We start from the raw sequence: 18,371 nt of genomic DNA, 5'->3' as shown, positions 1-18,371 counted from the left end.
TAGTAGTTTTGTTATTTTTGAGTCAATTGTTATTTGGTCAAAATAATATTGGATTGGATAATTGGTCCTGGGGGATTGGCCAGTTTGATAGTAATGGTAATGTTAGTGAGATTTATCCTTCCTATACTATTCCTTTGTTGATCAAGTCTTTAGTGTCAGGATTGAGATATCATACATTAAATAAAGAAGAGAGATCTCAACTAATCCGGGAATATAAGAATGAACAAAAGACAGAATATATCCATAAATTAAACAAGGCCATCGATGAAAGAGATCAGATTATATTTAAAGATAATGAAAATTCTTTAAGTGCCCAGAATGATAAAATTATAGAAATTAAAGAGCAAATACAGAAGATTGATGAGGAAGAATATATAATAGAACCAACTCTCCCTTTAGAATTTGCTGAAGGGTCAGAGGACGGTCTTATTCCTGTCAAAGACTGGAAAAATAACATTAGTACAGTTATAGAAAATAAGAAGCTTACAGCCTTTATCTATGGAGAGATATCGCTTGTACAGGATATGATTCATTACAATGTGTATATAAAAAATAAGCAGGGAATTATATTTAGCCAATCAGGAATACTTAAAAACAAGGATGGAAATTTTGTTGATGGGGAAGTAGAATTTGCTCCTTTGTTAGCTTTTGTTCAGGGGCAAGAAGATAAAGTTGTAAAAATACATACTGAGAATAGGAACATGAATATCTTTGTTAATGATGAGTATGTTGGGCAGGGAGAGGGGGAGTTTGTCTTTCAAACACCTCCTTATACTATTACTGCTCACGCTTCAGAAGGTGATGTGACAATGTCCATAAACACTATGCCAGAGGGCACTCTTGAATTATCTTTACCTTCCATTGAAGGGAAAGACTTGTACATACAAACAGAACCTGAAGGTGTAGATGTCTACTTAAATAGTCGTTATGTAGGTAAGACTCCTCTGTCATTAAAAGTCTTTGATAAAGACCAAATCTTTCTGGATAAAGCTGAATATAAATCTGAGTCCTTTCTCGCAAATCAATCGAAAGGGGATGTTATTAAGATGCTTCCCAATGAGGAAAGAAAAGAGCTATCCTACTATAGAGGTAAGTTTTATAGATCCTTAACTGTGTTTAGTTTTAGTTTATTTCCTACTTTCATTTTTCCCCAGCTTCAACAGAATTATTACCAACTATCATATAATTACTACAATAGTGGTCGTTATGATGATTATGCAGAGGCGATTAAAATGACGAATGCCATGACCTATGGACGTTGGATATCTTTTGGAATTAGTGTAAGCTCCTTCAGCTGGATGGTATACGATTTTATTAAATATATAAAACAAGCAGAAATACTGGGAGAGTAAGGGAACCTAATGTTTGGTAAAAAGAAGAAAAAGAGTTTTTTTGACAAAATAAAAGAATTATTTGGTGGTGGGGTTCAAGGAGAAGAATTCTTTGAAGATTTTGAAGATTTGTTAATTGAAGCAGATTTTGGAGCAGCTCTTGCTGTTGAAATCGTAAAAGAAATAAAAGATTCCTGGAAATCCAAAAAAATAGGCTCTCTTGATGAGTTTAGAGAGGCCATGTGGAATATTCTCGAAAGGGATCTAAAAGTAGCTCCCTTGGAAATTGTCGATGGTCAGCTTAACTTAGTATTGGTATTAGGAGTGAATGGAGTTGGTAAAACAACATCAATAGCCAAGATGGCTCATTACTATAAGAAAGAATTGAAAGATAGCATACTTCTTAGTGCAGGTGACACTTTTAGAGCTGCTGCTATTGAGCAACTTCAGTATCATGGTGAGAAATTAGGTGTTAGAGTAGTAGCGCAACAGCATGGTGCTGATCCTGGGGCCGTTATTTTTGATACTTTGGATATGGCTTTAGCTCGAAACACTAAATTGGTGATCGCTGACACAGCAGGCCGAATGCATAATAAGGCAAATCTTGTAAAGGAACTGCAAAAAATCAATAAAATAATTCAAAAGAAGGCACCTTCTGCTGTGTATAAAAAATACCTAGTTATTGATTCCACAACAGGTCAGAATGGATACAGGCAGGCTGAAATATTTAATGAGGCCGTTGGTTTAGATGGTGTCATCTTAAGTAAGTATGATTCTACTGCAAAAGGAGGGGCAGCTGTCGGTATATCAAAAAAGCTGGGGATCCCCTTTGTTTTTATGGGTTTAGGCGAAAAATACGATGATTTTATTCCTTTTGATAAAAATAAGTTCCTATCTGGTATATTTGATAAGTGAGACTTTTTTTACAATTTTTTATTCTTTCGACAGTACTCATAGGAGTGTATAGTGGAGATTGGTATCGTTCTAATTCCTTAGGTATGGAATTAGAACTCATTTCTCAGGGGCGACTTAATGATTATGAATATACTTTAAACGTCGAGGAAGAAAAAAAGACTCTCTATTTAGACGGATCGTTATTATGGATAAAGGATGTCATTTCAAATAGTCCTCTTATCATTCAAAAGAGAGACAATGATCTTACTCTCATTGAAGAAGAAGTTTTTAGTTCAAATAATGATTTGACCGAATATAAGTACATTCAAAATGATCAGGTTATTCAGGAAAAGTATGAATATGATCACTATAAACGGATTAAAAGGATAAAATATTATAAAGACAATAAATTAATTGAAACTCGTTCTTATAGGTATGATAGTAAAGGACGTCTAGTTGCTTTGAATCGTCTATCTGATGTTGGCTTGAAAAACAGTTCAATGATTTACAGCAATACTGGGAATTTACTAGCTGATCAGGAGCACTCTAACAGAAATTATATTTTCACATTTAATAAGAACGGGATAAAAAAAATAGTCGAATCAGATGAGGATGTTGTTATTAAGGAAGAGGTCTTTTTATATAATGATTTAGGCCAGATAATAAAAAAGCATAGTGTAACCCAAGAGGGTACTTTTATTAGTGATTCCTATGATGAAAATTTATTAATTAAAAGATTAGAAGAATATAAAAATGGTGAAAAAAAAACTATAACCTATAGCTATAAGAATGGTCTTAGGACTGAGAGGTCAGAATCGTATAAGGGACAACGGGATAAATGGATATATCAATACTCTAACTCCCAACAACTTAAAGTGGAAACCTATTATAAGAATCTGGTTCTTACATGGATTAAGACATATGATGATGATACAATACATCAAGTATGGTACGAAGATGGACAGGTGATAATGGAGCGTAAATATGGTAAAGATGAATAGGTTCTTTCCTGCCTGGACTTCCTTTTTTGCGGGACGTTTTTTTAAAACAAAAAGAAAAGAAAAAGGACAAGCCTCAAGTATATTGTCTGTTTTGGGTTTGTCCATTGGTATAATGGCCTTAATATCTGTTATTGGGGTTATGAATGGTTTTCAACAAAACTTTATTGACAATATTTTGGATATCGGATCATTTCATATACAGATTAGGTCTGAGAAAATAGATGATAAACTATTGAATGAAATTCGTTCATCTAAGTTAGTCACATCAGTGATGGAAAGTGGTGATGTTGATACTTTAATTAGTAGTCCTTACTCTGATTCTCAAGGTGTAAGTATTAAGCTTGTTCCGAAGGGGTTTGATCAAATTGATACCTCTATGACTAATGCCATGGAACTTGTACAAGGTTCTCTGACTTTGGATGATAGTCATTCTATTCTTCTAGGTCAGCGACTGGCTTACTATCTAGGGGTTACTGTTGGCGATCCTGTCAATTTAGTTATCTATAAAACCAGTAGTAGGTTAAGCTTTGGCAAGGAGACTCAGGAATTCACTGTCAGGGGAACTTTTAAAACAGGCTATCTTGATTATGATGCTGGGCTTGCTTTGATATCTCTTGATGATGGTTATCAGTATTTTATTAATCCAAAACAAACCTATATTGGTGTAAAACTTATTAATTCCAATTTAGATCATACTTTTATCAGGAATAATCAATGGGATGGGGTTCAAATCAGTTCTTGGAGGGATTTTAATAAAAGTTTTTTTGGTGCTTTACGCATGGAAAAAACAATGATGCTTTTATTGGTTGGTCTCATCTTTTTAGTCGTTGGATTTAATATCTATCACAGTATGACTCGTTCCGTTCTTGAGCGATCTGAAGAAATTGCCATATTGAGGGCTATAGGGGTTGTTCCTAAATCCATTCAAGGGATTTTTTTATGGGAAGGCTTATTAATTGGTGGAATGAGTGCTTTGATCGGTACCGGTCTCGGCTTATTTATTGGAATAAATATTAATGAGATCTTTTTATTAGCTGAGAATCTGTCTGGAATTTTTACCGCATTAATAAACCCATTACTGATTGGTTTGGGGCAACAAGCTATAGAGCCATTGGATTTTTACTCTAGTGGAATTTTTTATACAAATGGTATTCCTTGTCATTTTCATTTTGGAGAAGTATTCTTCATTACTCTTTTAGGAGTTAGTGCTGCCTGGATAGCTTCATACTGTGCTGCCCGAAAAGTATCCGAATTACAAACCATGGAGATATTAAGAAATGAGTGATCAAATAACTATAGAAAAATTAACCAAAAAATTTCATACGAGCACTGAAGATATTACTTTATTTGAAAATATTGATTTGGTTGTAGATAAAGAAGAATCTCTTATTCTAACAGGGGAGAGTGGGAGTGGCAAAAGCACTTTCTTAAATATAATAAGTGGATTGGACAAACCTAACGATGGTCATATTTATTTTGGGGAAACTCAAATTGATACAATGAATGAAGAGCAGTTATCAGATTTCCGTTTAATGAATATAGGGTTAGTTTTTCAATTTCATCATTTATTGAAGGATTTTACAGCTTTAGAAAATGCGGCTATTCCAGGAATATTAAGAGGTCTATCAAAAACAGAGGCTATGACAAGAGCGGAAGATTTGGTGAGTCTCGTAGGTTTGAGTAATCGAAAAGATCATTATCCTTCCAAGCTCTCAGGTGGTGAAAAACAGCGTATTGCTATTGCAAGGGCATTATTCAATGAGCCTCAGGTTATTTTAGCTGATGAGCCAACAGGGAATTTGGATGAAAAAAATAGCCGTATGGTTGAAGAGATATTTTTTGATTTGCTTAAATCACAACAAAAGACTCTTATGCTGGTTACCCACGATTTGAGATTAATTGAATACGGAACTAGACATATACAAATCAAGGACAGACAATTTATAGGATGAAAAATATTATCAATAATCTACGACTGGGGTTTAAACCTATTGCTGATATATTAAAAGGTACAAAAAAGTCTAAGAATCTCAAATCGGCATTTTGGGGTATTGTATTAAGTGTTATACCTATAGTAGTTGTCTTATTAGTATCCGATGGTATGATCTTTGGGATCACAAAAAGGTATATCGAAACCTCATTATATCATTTTCAGATAAGGTCTTTTAGATCAAAGTCTATCGAAGATATGGAATTAGAACTTTCTCAAGCTTTTGACGGAGAAGATTGGTTTAAAAGTGGTTGGTTTGAACATCAGAGTACGGGGATGTTATTTAATGACTTAGGGAAAACTGTTGGTTTTATTCGTGGAGTTGATCCGCTTTGGTATGAAAAAGATGCTGGTTTAAGGGATTATTTACAGATTAAATCAGGATCTTTTGATTTGAGCAAAAATAATGATATTGTATTAGGGCAGGAACTAGCTAGTAAATTAAATCTAAAAGTTGGTGACTCTGTAAAATTAAGTACATTAAAGAAGATCTCAAGTCAAAGATATTTGCCCAAAATTACCAGTTTTCATGTAACAGGTATTGTATCAACTGGTTACCGTGAATTGGATAAGCTATGGTTATTCATTTCATTTGATGAATCTATTAGTATTATAGGTAAAGAACAAGGTACAGTATTATATGGACTTAAGGTTAGGAATCCTCAACAAGATTTAATGGCCTTAACTTATGAAGTGAATTCACAGCTCCCCTCTGGTTATGGTGCCTATTCTTGGTACAATTTAGGTTATAGCCAATTCAAGAATTTTGAGACTACACAAATACTTCTCTTATTTATTATGGCTGTTATTATTGCTGTTGCCGCTATTAACATAAGCTCCTCTCTTATTATGATAGTGATTGAAGATACAAAAGAAATAGCCATATTGCGGTCCCTGGGCGCTTCCCCTACTTATGTTAAAAACAAATACTTAATGACTGGTTGTGGTATTGGTTTCTTAGGAAGTTTAGTCGGATTAGCTCTTGGTTTACTGATAGGTGTTAACATTAATTTTGTTATATCTTTGTTAGAAGGATCAATAAATATTGTGTCTGCTGTTAAGCTAAGCTTAAGTCAAGGACAGCTAATATTACCTCATGTTAATTGGGGACGTGAATATTATTTGGAAAAAATACCGACTGTTATTCATATATATAAGTTATTGGGAATATTCTTTTTTGCCAATATTTTAGCGTTTATTAGTACTAGTTTTCCTGCCCAAAAGGCAGCCAATTTAAAACCTGTTGATATTCTTCATCGTCATTAGGAGCTGATAATATGGAAGCTTTTGAGAATAGAATTCGTAAACGTTACAAGCATTTTAAAAAATGGGCACGTCGTCAGAATTATGAAGCTTTTCGCTTTTATGATAATGATGTTCCCGGATTCCCGTATATTATTGAAGAATATGGTAATCACATATCTCTAACTGAATACGAAAAAGAGCATTTACCTGAAGAAGTAGTAAATGAGCGTAATGATAAGGTTCTTGCCCTCATTAAACGGACTTTTGATATAGATGATAATCATCTACATTTCCGTCAGAGGAAAAAACAAAGTGGGTCTTTACAATACAATAAAAAAGATCATGGTAAAAAGTATGTTATAAGGGAGACGGATCTTAGTTTTCATATTGATCTTGATTCGTATCTTGATACGGGACTATTTCTTGATCATAGAATATCCAGGCAAAATGTTCGTTCTCTATCTTCTGGTAAACGTGTGTTGAATTTATTCTGTTATACTGGAAGTTTTTCAGTCTATGCTGCTTCTGGTGGGGCTATTCAAGTAGATAGTGTTGATTTATCTAATACTTATCTGGACTGGGCTAGGGAAAACTTTGAATTAAACAATCTTGATATTAAAAAACATAAGTTCATTCGAGAAGATATCCTAAAATGGTTGTCTTTTTATGGTGAACCTTATTATGATATTATTGTATTGGATCCTCCAACGTTCTCAAATAGTAAAAAAATGAATCAGATCTTCGATGTTAGTAAGGATCATTTGTTTCTAATTCGAAGATGTATGGATCGACTAAAATCAGATGGTATTCTGTTATTTTCTAATAACTATAGGAAATTTACCATGGATCCTCAGATTCTTGATCAGTATCTTGTCAAGGAAACAACTCACTTAACGATTCCTAATGACTTCCAGGATAAGAAGATACATTATTCTTTTGAGATCCGACACAATACTAAGGAAGACTAATGAAATGTGAAATATGCGGTAAAAGAGTCGCACAAATTCAGTTACAACAGAAAACACAAGGCAAAGAAATTACTCATTATCTATGTATTACCTGTGCTAAGGACAAAGGTATTGAAAATGTTGATGGTAAAGTACAATTCAACCTAGGTCAAATTATGAACTCATTGAATCCTCATGAGGACAATTCCCTGGACAAATGCCCTGGCTGTCAACAATCTGTAGAAGATATTAAAAAGAATAAAGAAGTAGGTTGTCCTTTGTGTTATCTTTTTTTTCGAAATGAGATAAAGGACCTTCTCCATAAACATAATGGTCTCGTTCTCAAGTATAAAGGTATTCCAGATGTACGACAGGAAGAGATAACAAAATTGGAACATAAGTTAACTGATTTGATTGAAAAAGAAATGTATGAAGAAGCAGCCCTTATTCGTGATAAAATCCAGGAGCTTAAACATTGTTAATCAATAAGGATTTGAATTGGCTTGATAAAGATAATCCTCAGAGGGATGTCATAATTAGTACAAGAATGAGAGTGGGGAGAAATCTAAAAAACTATTCCTTTACTAAACAACTCAATGAAGAAGATTATAAGGATATAATTAATCACTTTAAGGATCAGTTAAAAGATCATAAAGATTTTGGACCTCTCCTGGATATTGATAGCCTAACTAGTGTAGAAAAAGGACTATTAAGAGAAAGGCAAATCATTGATGAAACGATAGCCTTGAATCCTCATCTGCATTTTTCTTTCATGCCTGACTTTGATGGTGCTATACACATCAATAATGTAGATCATTTTCGATTATTGTATTTTAGAGCAGGAATGCCTAAGGATGAGTTAATACAGACTTTTAAAAATATACAAGATCTTTGGAATCATGATAACCAATGGGCCTTTGACGCAGAGTTGGGGTATTTGTCACCAAATATCTATCAATCTGGTACAAATATGAAAGTCTCTACATTACTACATCTACCAGGTTTATGTGTTCGTAAAGATTTTGAACATCTATTAATGCGGTTAGAAGATCAAGGACTTCAAGTTAGAGGTTTCTATTCTGATTCAGATGATGGTAGACAAGAACTTTTTCAAATATCTAATCGTTATACATTGGGGGCTTCCGAGATTGATACCATTCAAGCAATTGAAAGGGTTTCTCAAGACCTTAGAAACTTGGAGATCATAGAACGGCAGAAATTGTATCAAAGAAATAGGGCTGCTATAGAGGATAGAATATTTAGATCATTGGGGATTTGCCAACAAGCTCGAATTATGGAAAAGTACGAAGCTGAAGGGCACATAATGAACTTAAGATTAGGAAGTACACTTAAACTTATAGATTGTGATTTAAAAAAATGCGATAGGATATTATATTTTATACAAGATAGCCATCTTGCTTATGAAGAAGAAGGGCCAAATGAGGTTGATTTTCAAAAGAATCTATCGAAAAGGGCAGAATTACTTCGCATGGCTACAAAAGAAATTCGTACACTCTAGGAGGTTGTATGTTTAAAGGTCTAACCCAAAGAGCGCAGAGAATCTTAACTGTTTTTGCACAGGAGGAAGCAAAGAGGTATCATAGTGATCAGTTGCTTCCAGAACATATAATAATAGCCTTATTAAAAGATGGGGATGGTGTGGGATATAAGGCTCTCAAATCCATTAATATTGATCCTTCTGATTTACAATTAGAATTAGAAAAGGCCATTCCTAAAAAACAAAGCGGATTTATTCTTGGAGATGTTCCTCCTTCTAAAAGAGGAAAGAAAATATTAGAAGATTCTGCTGTCGAAGCCCGCAATTTGGGACATGAATATATTGGAACAGAACATCTCTTATTAGCAGCGGCTAATGAACAGGGTAGTGTAATAAGTCACTACCTGGGGGATCATAAAATCACAGTGGAGATACTTAGGGATATTATTTCAGAACTCTCTGGTTCTTCCAATAAACGTAAGGAACCTGCAGGCAATCAGCCTGGTGGACGATGGAAGCCATCTAATAATAATCGCCGCCCCACACCAACACTGGATGAATTTAGCAGAGATCTTACCGTTATGGCTAAGGAAAGTAAATTAGATCCAGTTATTGGCAGAGATAAAGAAATAGCCCGAGTGATACAGATTTTAGCAAGAAGAAGTAAGAATAATCCTGTTTTAATCGGTGATCCTGGTGTTGGTAAGACAGCCATAGTGGAAGGTTTAGCCCAACGTATCATTGATGGAACAGCGCCTGAAGTATTATTGGGAAAAAGAGTTGTTACTTTGGATTTAGCCAGTTTGATCGCTGGAACAAAATATCGTGGGGAATTCGAAGAACGTCTTAAACGCGTAATGAAAGAGATAACCACAATTGGTAACATAATTCTTTTTATAGATGAATTACATACTATCATTGGAGCTGGTGGAGCTGAAGGTGCTATTGATGCAAGTAATATGCTCAAACCAGCTCTATCTCGTGGTGAGATCCAATGTATTGGTGCTACAACATTAAACGAGTATAAGAAATATATAGAGAAAGACCCTGCTCTTGAACGTAGATTTCAGACCGTTATGGTTTCGGAACCTTCTGTTGAAGAAACAATTGATATTCTAAAAGGAGTTAGTACTCAATACGAGGAACATCACAATGTTTCCTATACGGAAGATGCTATTGAAGAAGCAGCCCGTCTAAGTCAGAGGTATATAACTGAGCGAAGTTTACCTGATAAGGCCATTGATCTTCTGGATGAAGCAGGAGCACAAAAACGTATTGAAAAAGGTGTCCGTCCTAAAGAATTAGGCTCCCTGGAAAAACAGGTAGAGGACTTAACGGCTGAGAAGATAAATTTTGTTAATAATCAGGACTATGAAAAGGCCGCAAGCCTCAGAGATAGTGTACGTCAATTAAAAGAACAAATTGAATCTTTAAAACAAGATTGGCAGTCAAAACTTAAAACTACCCGTAATTTAGTATCTGCAGAAGATATTCAGGCTATTATTAGTGAGATAACAGGTATTCCTCTAAGTCGCATTGCTCAGGAAGAAAGCGATAAATTATTAAGAATTGAAGATGAACTCCATAAGACAGTTATCGGACAACATGATGCTATTAAGGTAATTGCTTCTGCCATTCGACGTTCAAGAACAGGTATTAGTAATCCAAGACGTCCTTTAGGTTCTTTTGTTTTCTTAGGACCAACTGGTGTAGGTAAATCTTTGTTAGCAAAAACATTAGCCGAATTCTTGTTCGGTGATCCTGATGCTTTAATACGGTTGGATATGTCAGACTTTATGGAAAAACATAATGTGAGCCGTCTTGTGGGAGCACCTCCAGGATATGTTGGATATGAAGAAGGTGGTCTCCTTACTGAAAAGATTAGGAGACGACCATATAGTGTTGTATTGCTTGATGAGATAGAAAAAGCCCATCCCGATGTATTTAACCTGTTATTGCAGGTATTGGAAGAAGGGGAGCTTCAGGACAATCTTGGTCATACTGTTTCATTCCGTAATACTGTACTTATAATGACCTCTAATGCTGGTGCTCGACAGATCAGTAAAAGTGCAGGAGTCGGTTTTCAGACAGATTCTGGTATTATGTCTTACAATGAAATTAAAAACTCGGCCCTTAATGAGTTAAAAAGATTTCTACGTCCTGAGTTTATAAATAGAATTGATGATATAGTAGTATTCCATAGTCTTAACAATAAGGAAGTTGCTAATATCTTTGAAATCATGCTAGCTGATATTAAACAACGTTTATTGAGCCAGAATCTGTTTCTTAACATTGGTAAGAAGGGTAAGGAATTCCTTATAAAAGAAGGTTATGATGAAGTATATGGAGCTAGACCTCTTAGAAGGGCCATACAACGTTATTTAGAGGATCCTTTATCTATGGAAATTCTTAAAGGTAAATTCAAAGCTGGAGACACAATTCAAGCTGATTTTAGAAAAGACTGCCTTATTTTTAAGAAAAAAAATAATACGAACAAGGAAGCTGTTACCGTAAAATCATGAAGCGACAACTTATAGTTATATCTCTTTTCTTACTGAGCCTAACCTTATTTGGTGAAGGCTCAGATGCTTTGTTCTTTAAAGGCCAACAGGCTTTTGGTCAAAAGAATTTTGATGAAGCTCTATTATATTTTGGACAATTGGTTAAAACCTATCCTAATGATACTCGTGCTGATGATGCTTATTATTATCAAGGGGTTAGTTTTTTTTATAAAAATGATTATAAAAGAGCAGCAAATCAATTTAGCTCAATGGAAAAGAGATATCCCTCAAGTCGTTTTATTAGTCGAATAAACTATTGGATTGGGGCTTCTTATTTAGGATTACAGGATTATCGTAAATCAGAAATTGCTTTTAAAAAGCAAGTAGATTATACAAATGAAGTTGCCTTATTAAGTCAAAGCCATTTTTATTTGGCCCTGAGTTATGAGAAGAACAATAAACTGAAAAAAGCTCTTAGCGAATATAAAGTAAGTTTTGATGGTGATTTAAAGGATAATTTTAAAGCTCAAGCCTTGTATCGAATGGGTACCACTAATATGTTACTTGAAAATTGGATTGATGCCCGTAATAATTTCAATCAGCTATTGATTAGTTATCCACGTTCTGAATGGTCTATAGATAGTGTGTATTTAATAGGGCAAGTTGCTTTTGAATTAAAAGATTATGAAAGTGCTGAAAGTCGTTGGGACACCTTCCTAAAGACTTCTCCTTCTTCTGAATATAGAAAAGATGCTTTATATAGATTGGCAATGCTAAAATTACAATTGGGAAAAGCTGATGAAGGCTATTCTTTATTGGATTTGCTTGTAAATGATTATAATACAGGTGATTTGTATAAGAATAGTCTTATCCTTCTAGCAGATCATGCAACAGATAATAACTTATTTACAGATGGACAAAACTATTATAAAAAATTGATTAGTTTAGCTACAGATCCGGAAGAAAAGCAGAATTACTATTATGGTTTAGGAAAAACTTATTTTAATACTGATGACCCCCTTAAAGCATTACCTTGGTTAGAATCAAGCATAGACGGGCCTGATTCAGAAATCAAAAGATTGGCGACTTACAATTGGGGTCGTATTCAAATGGAGCATGGGGATTGGCAACTTGGTGCTGAACGTTTGAAGTCTTATCTCCTGAATTATAGTCAGTATGAGGGTTCTGAACGAATTGCCCAAGTTGTTGTAACACGTCTAGAGCGTAATGAAGCTTATGATGATGAATTAGATTGGCTTAATATGTTAGATCGCTTTTATCCTGATTCTGAGTATCATAGTATCTATGTTCTGAAAAGAATAGATATTGCCTTACAACAGGGGCATACGGATATTGATACCTCATCTTTATCTGTTCTTACTGAATCAGAGGATTTAGATGTGGCAACCAAAGCCCTATATAGAATGGGTTACATTTATAGTTTACGAAAAGAATACATGCGAAGTGAAGGGTATTACTATAGAATTACCGAATTGTTGAGTACGGGAGAGCTTTATGAAAAAGCTCTTTTAGCAAGAGGTATTTGTTTTATGAATATCAATGATAATGACAAAGCATTAGGTGTATTCAATCGTTTACTTCGTGAGAAGCCTGATTCCACTTTCGCTCCTAAAACTCACTATTATAAAGGGAATATCTACAAACGTACTGCTGATTATACTCAAGCCATAAAAGAGTATTTAGCAGCGAATACTACTTTAAATGGATCTATGAGGGAAAAACTTTTATTGAATTTAGGGGAAGCTCAGTTATTAGCTGATGAAGCAGAAGACGCACTTGAAACCTACAAACAATATTATACTTTAATGACTGATCCTCTGAAACAAAAGGATGCAGGTAAGAGGGTTATACAAGCAGCTATCAGTGCCAAAAAGTATGAAGAAGCGATTAATTTTATTGGTAACAAACAAGGCAGTGATTTATTACCTTATCTTGTAGATGCCTATTTAGGGCTTGGTAATTATACCAAGGCAAGCGAATTATATTATGAAGGACTATCTAAGGGAAAAGATTTAGGAGCTATTATTGATGGGTATATTTCATTATTAGAATATCAGTATGGTAGTAACAATAACGAAGAGATTCGTAGTATTACCGATAATTCCCTACAAAAGGCTTCTCCCGACTTAGAAAAATTGATTTATCTTAATGGAGCCAAAACTGCGTTTACTTGGAATAATTATAGTGAGGCTAGAAGATTATTTATGAGGTTTCTTGAGAATTATCCAAATGACCCTAATGCCTTGGGAGCCTCTGATGCACTCGCTATTACAATAAGAACCACTAATTCAAATGAATTCAATCAAAGTGTTCTTGATTATCTTAAGACTAATAATACCAGTATCCAATTCCCTACTGATCCTTTATATGTTGCTTTGGGTAGACTATATCCAGATGATGAGTTCATTATTGACCAGCTAAAAAATATATTAAAAAATCCTGAAAGTTCTAAATATTTAGTAGAAGCTCAGTTTTTAATGGGTGAGTATTATTATGCTCAAAATAATCTAACTAATGCTTATTTACTATTCGATGTGGTTATTAATTCAGGAATCAGTCCTGATGTGTTGGAATCATACTCTAAGGAAATACAAATTGTATATACACAACAGGGGTTTGAACAAGCTGCTGAGATTGTTCAAAAAGCATTTGTTAATTTAAATAGTGAACAAGAGAAAGGAAGAATTCTTTATGAAGGTTATTTGTTAGCTTATCAAGCAAGTATGACTTCTAGTTCCTCCAGTCAATTTTTCTATAATCAGTTAGAGCAAAATTTTAGTGATACTATCTGGTATGAAAAGGCCAAATCACTTGAATAATATGGATGTCTTCAATATTATTCCTTAATGGTAGAACTTAATTATTTTCCAAAAAATAAAAGTAAAATATTTTTTGTTGGGATAAAAGGTACTGGAATGGCTGCATTGGCAGCCCTTCTAAAAACAAAGGATTATTTTGTCTATGGTTCTGATGTCGGGGAACCTTTCTTTACAGATTTAATTTTATCAAAGTACAATATAGATTTTGATGTTGATTTTTCTATTGATGCTCTTGATGATACCTATGATTTTGTTATTTATTCAGCCGCTTATGATGTAGATTCTCATCCCCAACTACTAAAAGCTAGTGAATTAAAAATCCCTATGGCTGTTTATCCCCAAGCTTTAGGATTATTATCAAAAGAGTCTTATTTTGTTGGTGTTGCTGGCATACATGGAAAGACAACCACCACAGCCTTAATTGGTACATTAATTAAAAATACTCCATTACAAGCTTCTGTATTAGCTGGTTCCATTGTAAGTCAATTTGACAATTCACCTGTCTTAACACAGGGAGAAGAGTTGTTTGTAGCTGAGACCTGTGAATATAGAAGACATTTTCTATTTTTCGATCCAAATGTAGTATTAATAACTAGTCTAGAAGAAGATCATCTTGATTATTTTAAAGATCTAGATGATATAAAAGATGCCTTTCTAAGTTATTGTCAGAAAATACCAAAGGGTGGATCTGTAATATACTATGGCGATAGTCAAAATGTTATTAGTTTTATTGAGAGTTTATCTTCTCTGAGGCCAGATTTACGATTAATTCCTTATGGCTATTCATGCAATAGTCTATATACTATAACCTCGACTGAGTTTGAATCAGGTCAATTTACATTTCAACTAGTGAATTTTAATAAACTATGGACTTTGGCTGTGCCTGGTCGACATAATATTCTCAATGCAACAGCTGCTTTAGCTGTTATTACTGAACTCTATAAGTATAAAGAGTTGAAGATAGAATCTTCTACTTTGGATTCCTGGCATAACAGCTTGATAAGTTTTAAAGGCACAAAAAGAAGATCAGAGGTGATAGGAGAAGCTTGCGGCATTTTGTTTATGGATGATTATGGCCATCATCCTACAGCTCTTAAAACCACTATAGAAGGGGTACGGGAGTTCTATCCTGATCGCAGAATCGTTGTTGATTTTATGTCTCATACTTATTCTAGGACCATTAGTCTCTTTGATGAGTTTGCACAAGCATTCTCTAGTGCTGATGTTGTCATTCTTCACAAAATATATGCCTCTGCAAGAGAAACTCAAGGAACCATTAGAGGACAGGATTTGTATCACAAAACTAAGGAATATCATAATAGTGTTTATTATGAAGAAGAACCATTAGAAAGCATTAAGTTAGTGACGGACATATTAAAATCGGGCGATCTCTTTCTAACAATGGGAGCTGGTAATAATTGGGAATTAGGACAGGCTTTATATAAATTATACTCAAGTAAGGAGTCAATAAATTGAACAGTATGACTGGCTTTGGATTTGCTGAATTAGAGGATAATAAATACCAGATAACTTTGGATATAAAAACTTATAATAATCGTTATCTTGATTTAATATTAAATATTCCCAATTATCTTAATCCTCTCGAACCTAAAATAAGAGAACTTATTGCTCAGAACTTTAAACGCGGCAGGATAGAGGTTTATCTTAGGTATAAAGAGATAAATGAAGATATTGAGGTTATTATTGATGAATGTGCTGTTATGGCCTATAACAAAGCTCTAAATAAGATATTAGATATTACCGGTATAAAAGAAGAAGTAAGCTTAAATCATATTCTGAAACAAGATGGTGTTATAAAGACTGAAAAGAATAGAAATATCGATGTTATCTGGAATCAATTACAGCATTTATTTGTTAAAGCAATCCAGGATGTACAGTATATGAGAAGCCGTGAAGGCGAATTAACAAGTCAAGACATTAAGAACAATCTTGAAAGTATTAAGTCTTTTGTGGCAAATATAGAGCTTCACAGGCCTATAGCTGAAGAGACATGGAAACAATCTCTTATTGATAAACTACAGGAAGTCACCACTCAAATTGAGGAGCAACGTGTTTTAACTGAAGTCGCCGTTCTGGCTGCAAAGTTAGATATAAATGAAGAGATACAAAGACTTTACGGTCATATTGAGGGAATGTTCGATATGATGATCTCATCAGATCCTGTTGGTAAGAAGATGGATTTTCTTAGTCAGGAAATGAACCGAGAAGTAAATACTATTGGTAGTAAAATGGGGCAAATTGAAATACAAAAAGAAGTGGTTAATATAAAAGATTGTTTGGAGAAGATACGTGAACAGTTACGAAATGTGGAATAAAGATCATATAAAGATCGCTATATCTGGAAAAAGTGGATGTGGCAATACAACTATAACAAAAATGTTAGCTCAGAAGTTAAGTCTTAGACAAATTAACTACACTTTTCGTGATATAGCAAAAGAAAAAAATATGGACTTCCATGAATTTTATGAGATTGCTGTCAAAGATCATTATTGGGACAAATATCTTGATAACAAACAAATCGAGATGGCATCTTCTGGTCGTTGTGTTCTTGGGAGCCGTCTAGCTATCTGGCTGTTTAAGGAGGCCAACTTCAGAGTATATCTCCATGCAAGTGAAGAAGTTAGGGCTAAAAGGATACATAAGAGAGAAGGTGGTACTCTTGAACAAGTCATAGAGCGTACCCAACTAAGAGATCATAATGACTGGAAAAGATACAATGAGATATATGGAATTGATATAAATAACTGGGATTTTGTTGATTTGGAAATTGATGCAGGAACCAATAGTCCTGAGGATATAGTTGATATTATACTTAATAAGCTTGAAGCATGTTCTTCCAGGTTTACAAAGTAAGTAGTTTCTTGTACTATAATAAGATAAATGTGAAGGGAGTCTTTAATGGGAATACCTCTAAATCTACTCATTAGTTATGATCAGAATTTATATGAATTAACTAATGCAATGATCAAAAGATCTAGTCAAGTTGCTCTTACCGGTGATGAGGATATCGAAAAATACAATGGTAAAGTTGTTTCAACATCGATAGGTCAGGTCTTGAGCAAGAAAGTTGAGTTCAAACGCGAAGATTAATAAGCCGGTAGTTATTTGTATATTTGGCCCTACTGGGGTCGGTAAAACAGAACTACTATTGTCATTGAATCCTGAAGTGTATGAAGTAATAAATGCTGACTCGCTTCAGGCCTATCAAAAGCTATCTATAGGAACAGCCAAACCTACTATACAAGAACAACAATATATTAAACATTGGGGTTATGATATTCTTGATCCTAGTGAAGATTATTCCGTAGGTAAATTTATAAAAATTACTACTGAATATATTGAGGATATACTTAGACGGCATAAGATTCCTGTTGTTTCAGGTGGTACTGCATTCTATTTTAAGAGTCTCATAGAAGGTGCTCCTAGTACTCCTGAAATAGACAACGATATTCGTAAGAGGGTACAGAAAGAATTAGGGACTCTAGGTAGCAATACCTTGTATGGTATTCTGAAACAAGTAGATCCCACGAGTAAAGTCAATTCTGGTGATACATATCGTATAACAAGAGCTTTAGAGATTTATTACCAAACTGGTATACCTCAAAGTTTGTATAAGGCCTCAAGAATGCCAAGACCTTATGAATATAGAATAATTGGACTTGATAGGCCAAGAGCAGATTTATATCAACGAATAAATAAACGCGTAGACATTATGTTTGATAAAGGTCTTATACAGGAGATAAAGAATATCCTTAAGGAAGGTATTTCTTACGATGCTCCTGCTTTTAAAGCCATAGGATACAAAGAAGTGCTTAATGCCATTGATCAAGGTTGTATCTGTCTTGAGATGATTAAAAATAATATTAAACAGAATAGTAGACAATATGCCAAAAGACAGTTAACCTTCTTTAGAAGTTTGACTGGCGTAAAATGGTGTCATCCTGATAATACTTTATTGATAAATGATTTAATTGGTATTGACCCTTTTAAGGGGATCAGTGATAATGATGGCTCCATAGTGGAAAATCGATAAAGGAGAAAGCTCAGTGCCCTGCGGTAGAAAACGAAAGAGAAAGAAAATCGCTACTCATAAGCGAAAGAAA

Annotated in this window: 16 protein-coding genes; all 16 read left to right on the top strand. The window is 34.2% G+C overall.

What is annotated here, in order from left to right; genetic code table 11:
- The first annotated feature begins 17 nt into the window (after positions 1–17).
- Genes K345_RS0107630 through miaA form a run of 16 tightly spaced genes read left to right on the top strand, consistent with a single transcriptional unit; the run spans position 18 to position 18,301 of the window.
- Entirely contained in the window at positions 18–1,352 is a 1,335-nt protein-coding gene (locus K345_RS0107630) for a PEGA domain-containing protein (RefSeq protein ID WP_169714782.1), read from the top strand.
- A 9-nt stretch (positions 1,353–1,361) separates the two neighbouring features.
- Entirely contained in the window at positions 1,362–2,246 is an 885-nt protein-coding gene (gene ftsY / locus K345_RS0107625; RefSeq protein WP_037571587.1) for a signal recognition particle-docking protein FtsY, read from the top strand.
- A complete protein-coding gene (locus K345_RS0107620) occupies positions 2,243–3,226 on the top strand; it encodes a hypothetical protein (protein ID WP_156888343.1) in 984 nt (327 codons plus the stop codon). Before ftsY ends, K345_RS0107620 begins: the two co-directional genes overlap by 4 nt.
- Positions 3,210–4,511 carry an ABC transporter permease gene (locus tag K345_RS0107615; protein WP_028973653.1) on the top strand — a complete coding sequence of 434 codons (1,302 nt, stop codon included), beginning with the start codon at positions 3,210–3,212 and terminating at the stop codon, positions 4,509–4,511. Before K345_RS0107620 ends, K345_RS0107615 begins: the two co-directional genes overlap by 17 nt.
- Complete coding sequence (locus K345_RS0107610) at positions 4,504–5,178, top strand: ABC transporter ATP-binding protein (protein ID WP_028973652.1); 675 nt, start codon at positions 4,504–4,506, stop codon at positions 5,176–5,178. The genes K345_RS0107615 and K345_RS0107610 overlap by 8 nt, the downstream gene beginning before the upstream one ends.
- Positions 5,175–6,482, top strand: a complete 1,308-nt coding sequence (locus K345_RS0107605; protein WP_028973651.1) for an ABC transporter permease — start codon at positions 5,175–5,177, stop codon at positions 6,480–6,482. The genes K345_RS0107610 and K345_RS0107605 overlap by 4 nt, the downstream gene beginning before the upstream one ends.
- 11 nt (positions 6,483–6,493) lie before the next feature.
- Positions 6,494–7,429 carry a class I SAM-dependent methyltransferase gene (locus tag K345_RS0107600; RefSeq protein ID WP_028973650.1) on the top strand — a complete coding sequence of 312 codons (936 nt, stop codon included), beginning with the start codon at positions 6,494–6,496 and terminating at the stop codon, positions 7,427–7,429.
- On the top strand, positions 7,429–7,890 hold the full coding sequence (locus K345_RS0107595) for a UvrB/UvrC motif-containing protein (RefSeq protein ID WP_028973649.1): 462 nt from the start codon (positions 7,429–7,431) through the stop codon (positions 7,888–7,890). The genes K345_RS0107600 and K345_RS0107595 overlap by 1 nt, the downstream gene beginning before the upstream one ends.
- Complete coding sequence (locus K345_RS0107590) at positions 7,884–8,927, top strand: hypothetical protein (protein WP_028973648.1); 1,044 nt, start codon at positions 7,884–7,886, stop codon at positions 8,925–8,927. The genes K345_RS0107595 and K345_RS0107590 overlap by 7 nt, the downstream gene beginning before the upstream one ends.
- A gap of 8 nt (positions 8,928–8,935) precedes the next feature.
- Entirely contained in the window at positions 8,936–11,428 is a 2,493-nt protein-coding gene (locus tag K345_RS20190) for an ATP-dependent Clp protease ATP-binding subunit (protein ID WP_037571585.1), read from the top strand.
- Entirely contained in the window at positions 11,425–14,247 is a 2,823-nt protein-coding gene (locus K345_RS0107575) for a tetratricopeptide repeat protein (protein ID WP_028973647.1), read from the top strand. The genes K345_RS20190 and K345_RS0107575 overlap by 4 nt, the downstream gene beginning before the upstream one ends.
- Positions 14,248–14,274: 27 nt before the next feature.
- Complete coding sequence (gene murC / locus K345_RS0107570) at positions 14,275–15,723, top strand: UDP-N-acetylmuramate--L-alanine ligase (RefSeq protein ID WP_028973646.1); 1,449 nt, start codon at positions 14,275–14,277, stop codon at positions 15,721–15,723.
- A gap of 5 nt (positions 15,724–15,728) precedes the next feature.
- A complete protein-coding gene (locus K345_RS0107565) occupies positions 15,729–16,583 on the top strand; it encodes a YicC/YloC family endoribonuclease (protein WP_245584617.1) in 855 nt (284 codons plus the stop codon).
- The gene (gene cmk / locus K345_RS0107560) at positions 16,558–17,121 is read left to right on the top strand and encodes a (d)CMP kinase (protein ID WP_028973644.1); all 564 of its coding nucleotides are present in this window, start codon (positions 16,558–16,560) and stop codon (positions 17,119–17,121) included. Before K345_RS0107565 ends, cmk begins: the two co-directional genes overlap by 26 nt.
- A 45-nt stretch (positions 17,122–17,166) precedes the next feature.
- Complete coding sequence (locus K345_RS0107555; RefSeq protein ID WP_028973643.1) at positions 17,167–17,358, top strand: hypothetical protein; 192 nt, start codon at positions 17,167–17,169, stop codon at positions 17,356–17,358.
- The gene (miaA, locus tag K345_RS20185; protein WP_083963683.1) at positions 17,336–18,301 is read left to right on the top strand and encodes a tRNA (adenosine(37)-N6)-dimethylallyltransferase MiaA; all 966 of its coding nucleotides are present in this window, start codon (positions 17,336–17,338) and stop codon (positions 18,299–18,301) included. The genes K345_RS0107555 and miaA overlap by 23 nt, the downstream gene beginning before the upstream one ends.
- Positions 18,302–18,371 lie beyond the last annotated feature (70 nt).

Origin of the sequence: Spirochaeta cellobiosiphila DSM 17781 (assembly GCF_000426705.1) — a bacterium.
In the GTDB taxonomy this organism is placed as follows: domain Bacteria; phylum Spirochaetota; class Spirochaetia; order DSM-17781; family DSM-17781; genus Spirochaeta_E; species Spirochaeta_E cellobiosiphila.
The sequence above is the reverse complement of the archived record's forward strand: the minus strand, read 5'-3'. Positions and strand labels throughout refer to the sequence as shown.

Coding starts and splice junctions, on each gene's coding strand:
- ftsY (WP_037571587.1), top strand. CDS start 1,362: ATGTTTGGTAAAAAGAAGAAAAAGAGTTTTTTTGACAAAATAAAAGAA.
- K345_RS0107615 (WP_028973653.1), top strand. CDS start 3,210: ATGGTAAAGATGAATAGGTTCTTTCCTGCCTGGACTTCCTTTTTTGCG.
- K345_RS0107610 (WP_028973652.1), top strand. CDS start 4,504: ATGAGTGATCAAATAACTATAGAAAAATTAACCAAAAAATTTCATACG.
- K345_RS0107605 (WP_028973651.1), top strand. CDS start 5,175: ATGAAAAATATTATCAATAATCTACGACTGGGGTTTAAACCTATTGCT.
- K345_RS0107600 (WP_028973650.1), top strand. CDS start 6,494: ATGGAAGCTTTTGAGAATAGAATTCGTAAACGTTACAAGCATTTTAAA.
- K345_RS0107595 (WP_028973649.1), top strand. CDS start 7,429: ATGAAATGTGAAATATGCGGTAAAAGAGTCGCACAAATTCAGTTACAA.
- K345_RS20190 (WP_037571585.1), top strand. CDS start 8,936: ATGTTTAAAGGTCTAACCCAAAGAGCGCAGAGAATCTTAACTGTTTTT.
- K345_RS0107575 (WP_028973647.1), top strand. CDS start 11,425: ATGAAGCGACAACTTATAGTTATATCTCTTTTCTTACTGAGCCTAACC.
- murC (WP_028973646.1), top strand. CDS start 14,275: ATGGTAGAACTTAATTATTTTCCAAAAAATAAAAGTAAAATATTTTTT.
- K345_RS0107565 (WP_245584617.1), top strand. CDS start 15,729: ATGACTGGCTTTGGATTTGCTGAATTAGAGGATAATAAATACCAGATA.
- K345_RS0107555 (WP_028973643.1), top strand. CDS start 17,167: ATGGGAATACCTCTAAATCTACTCATTAGTTATGATCAGAATTTATAT.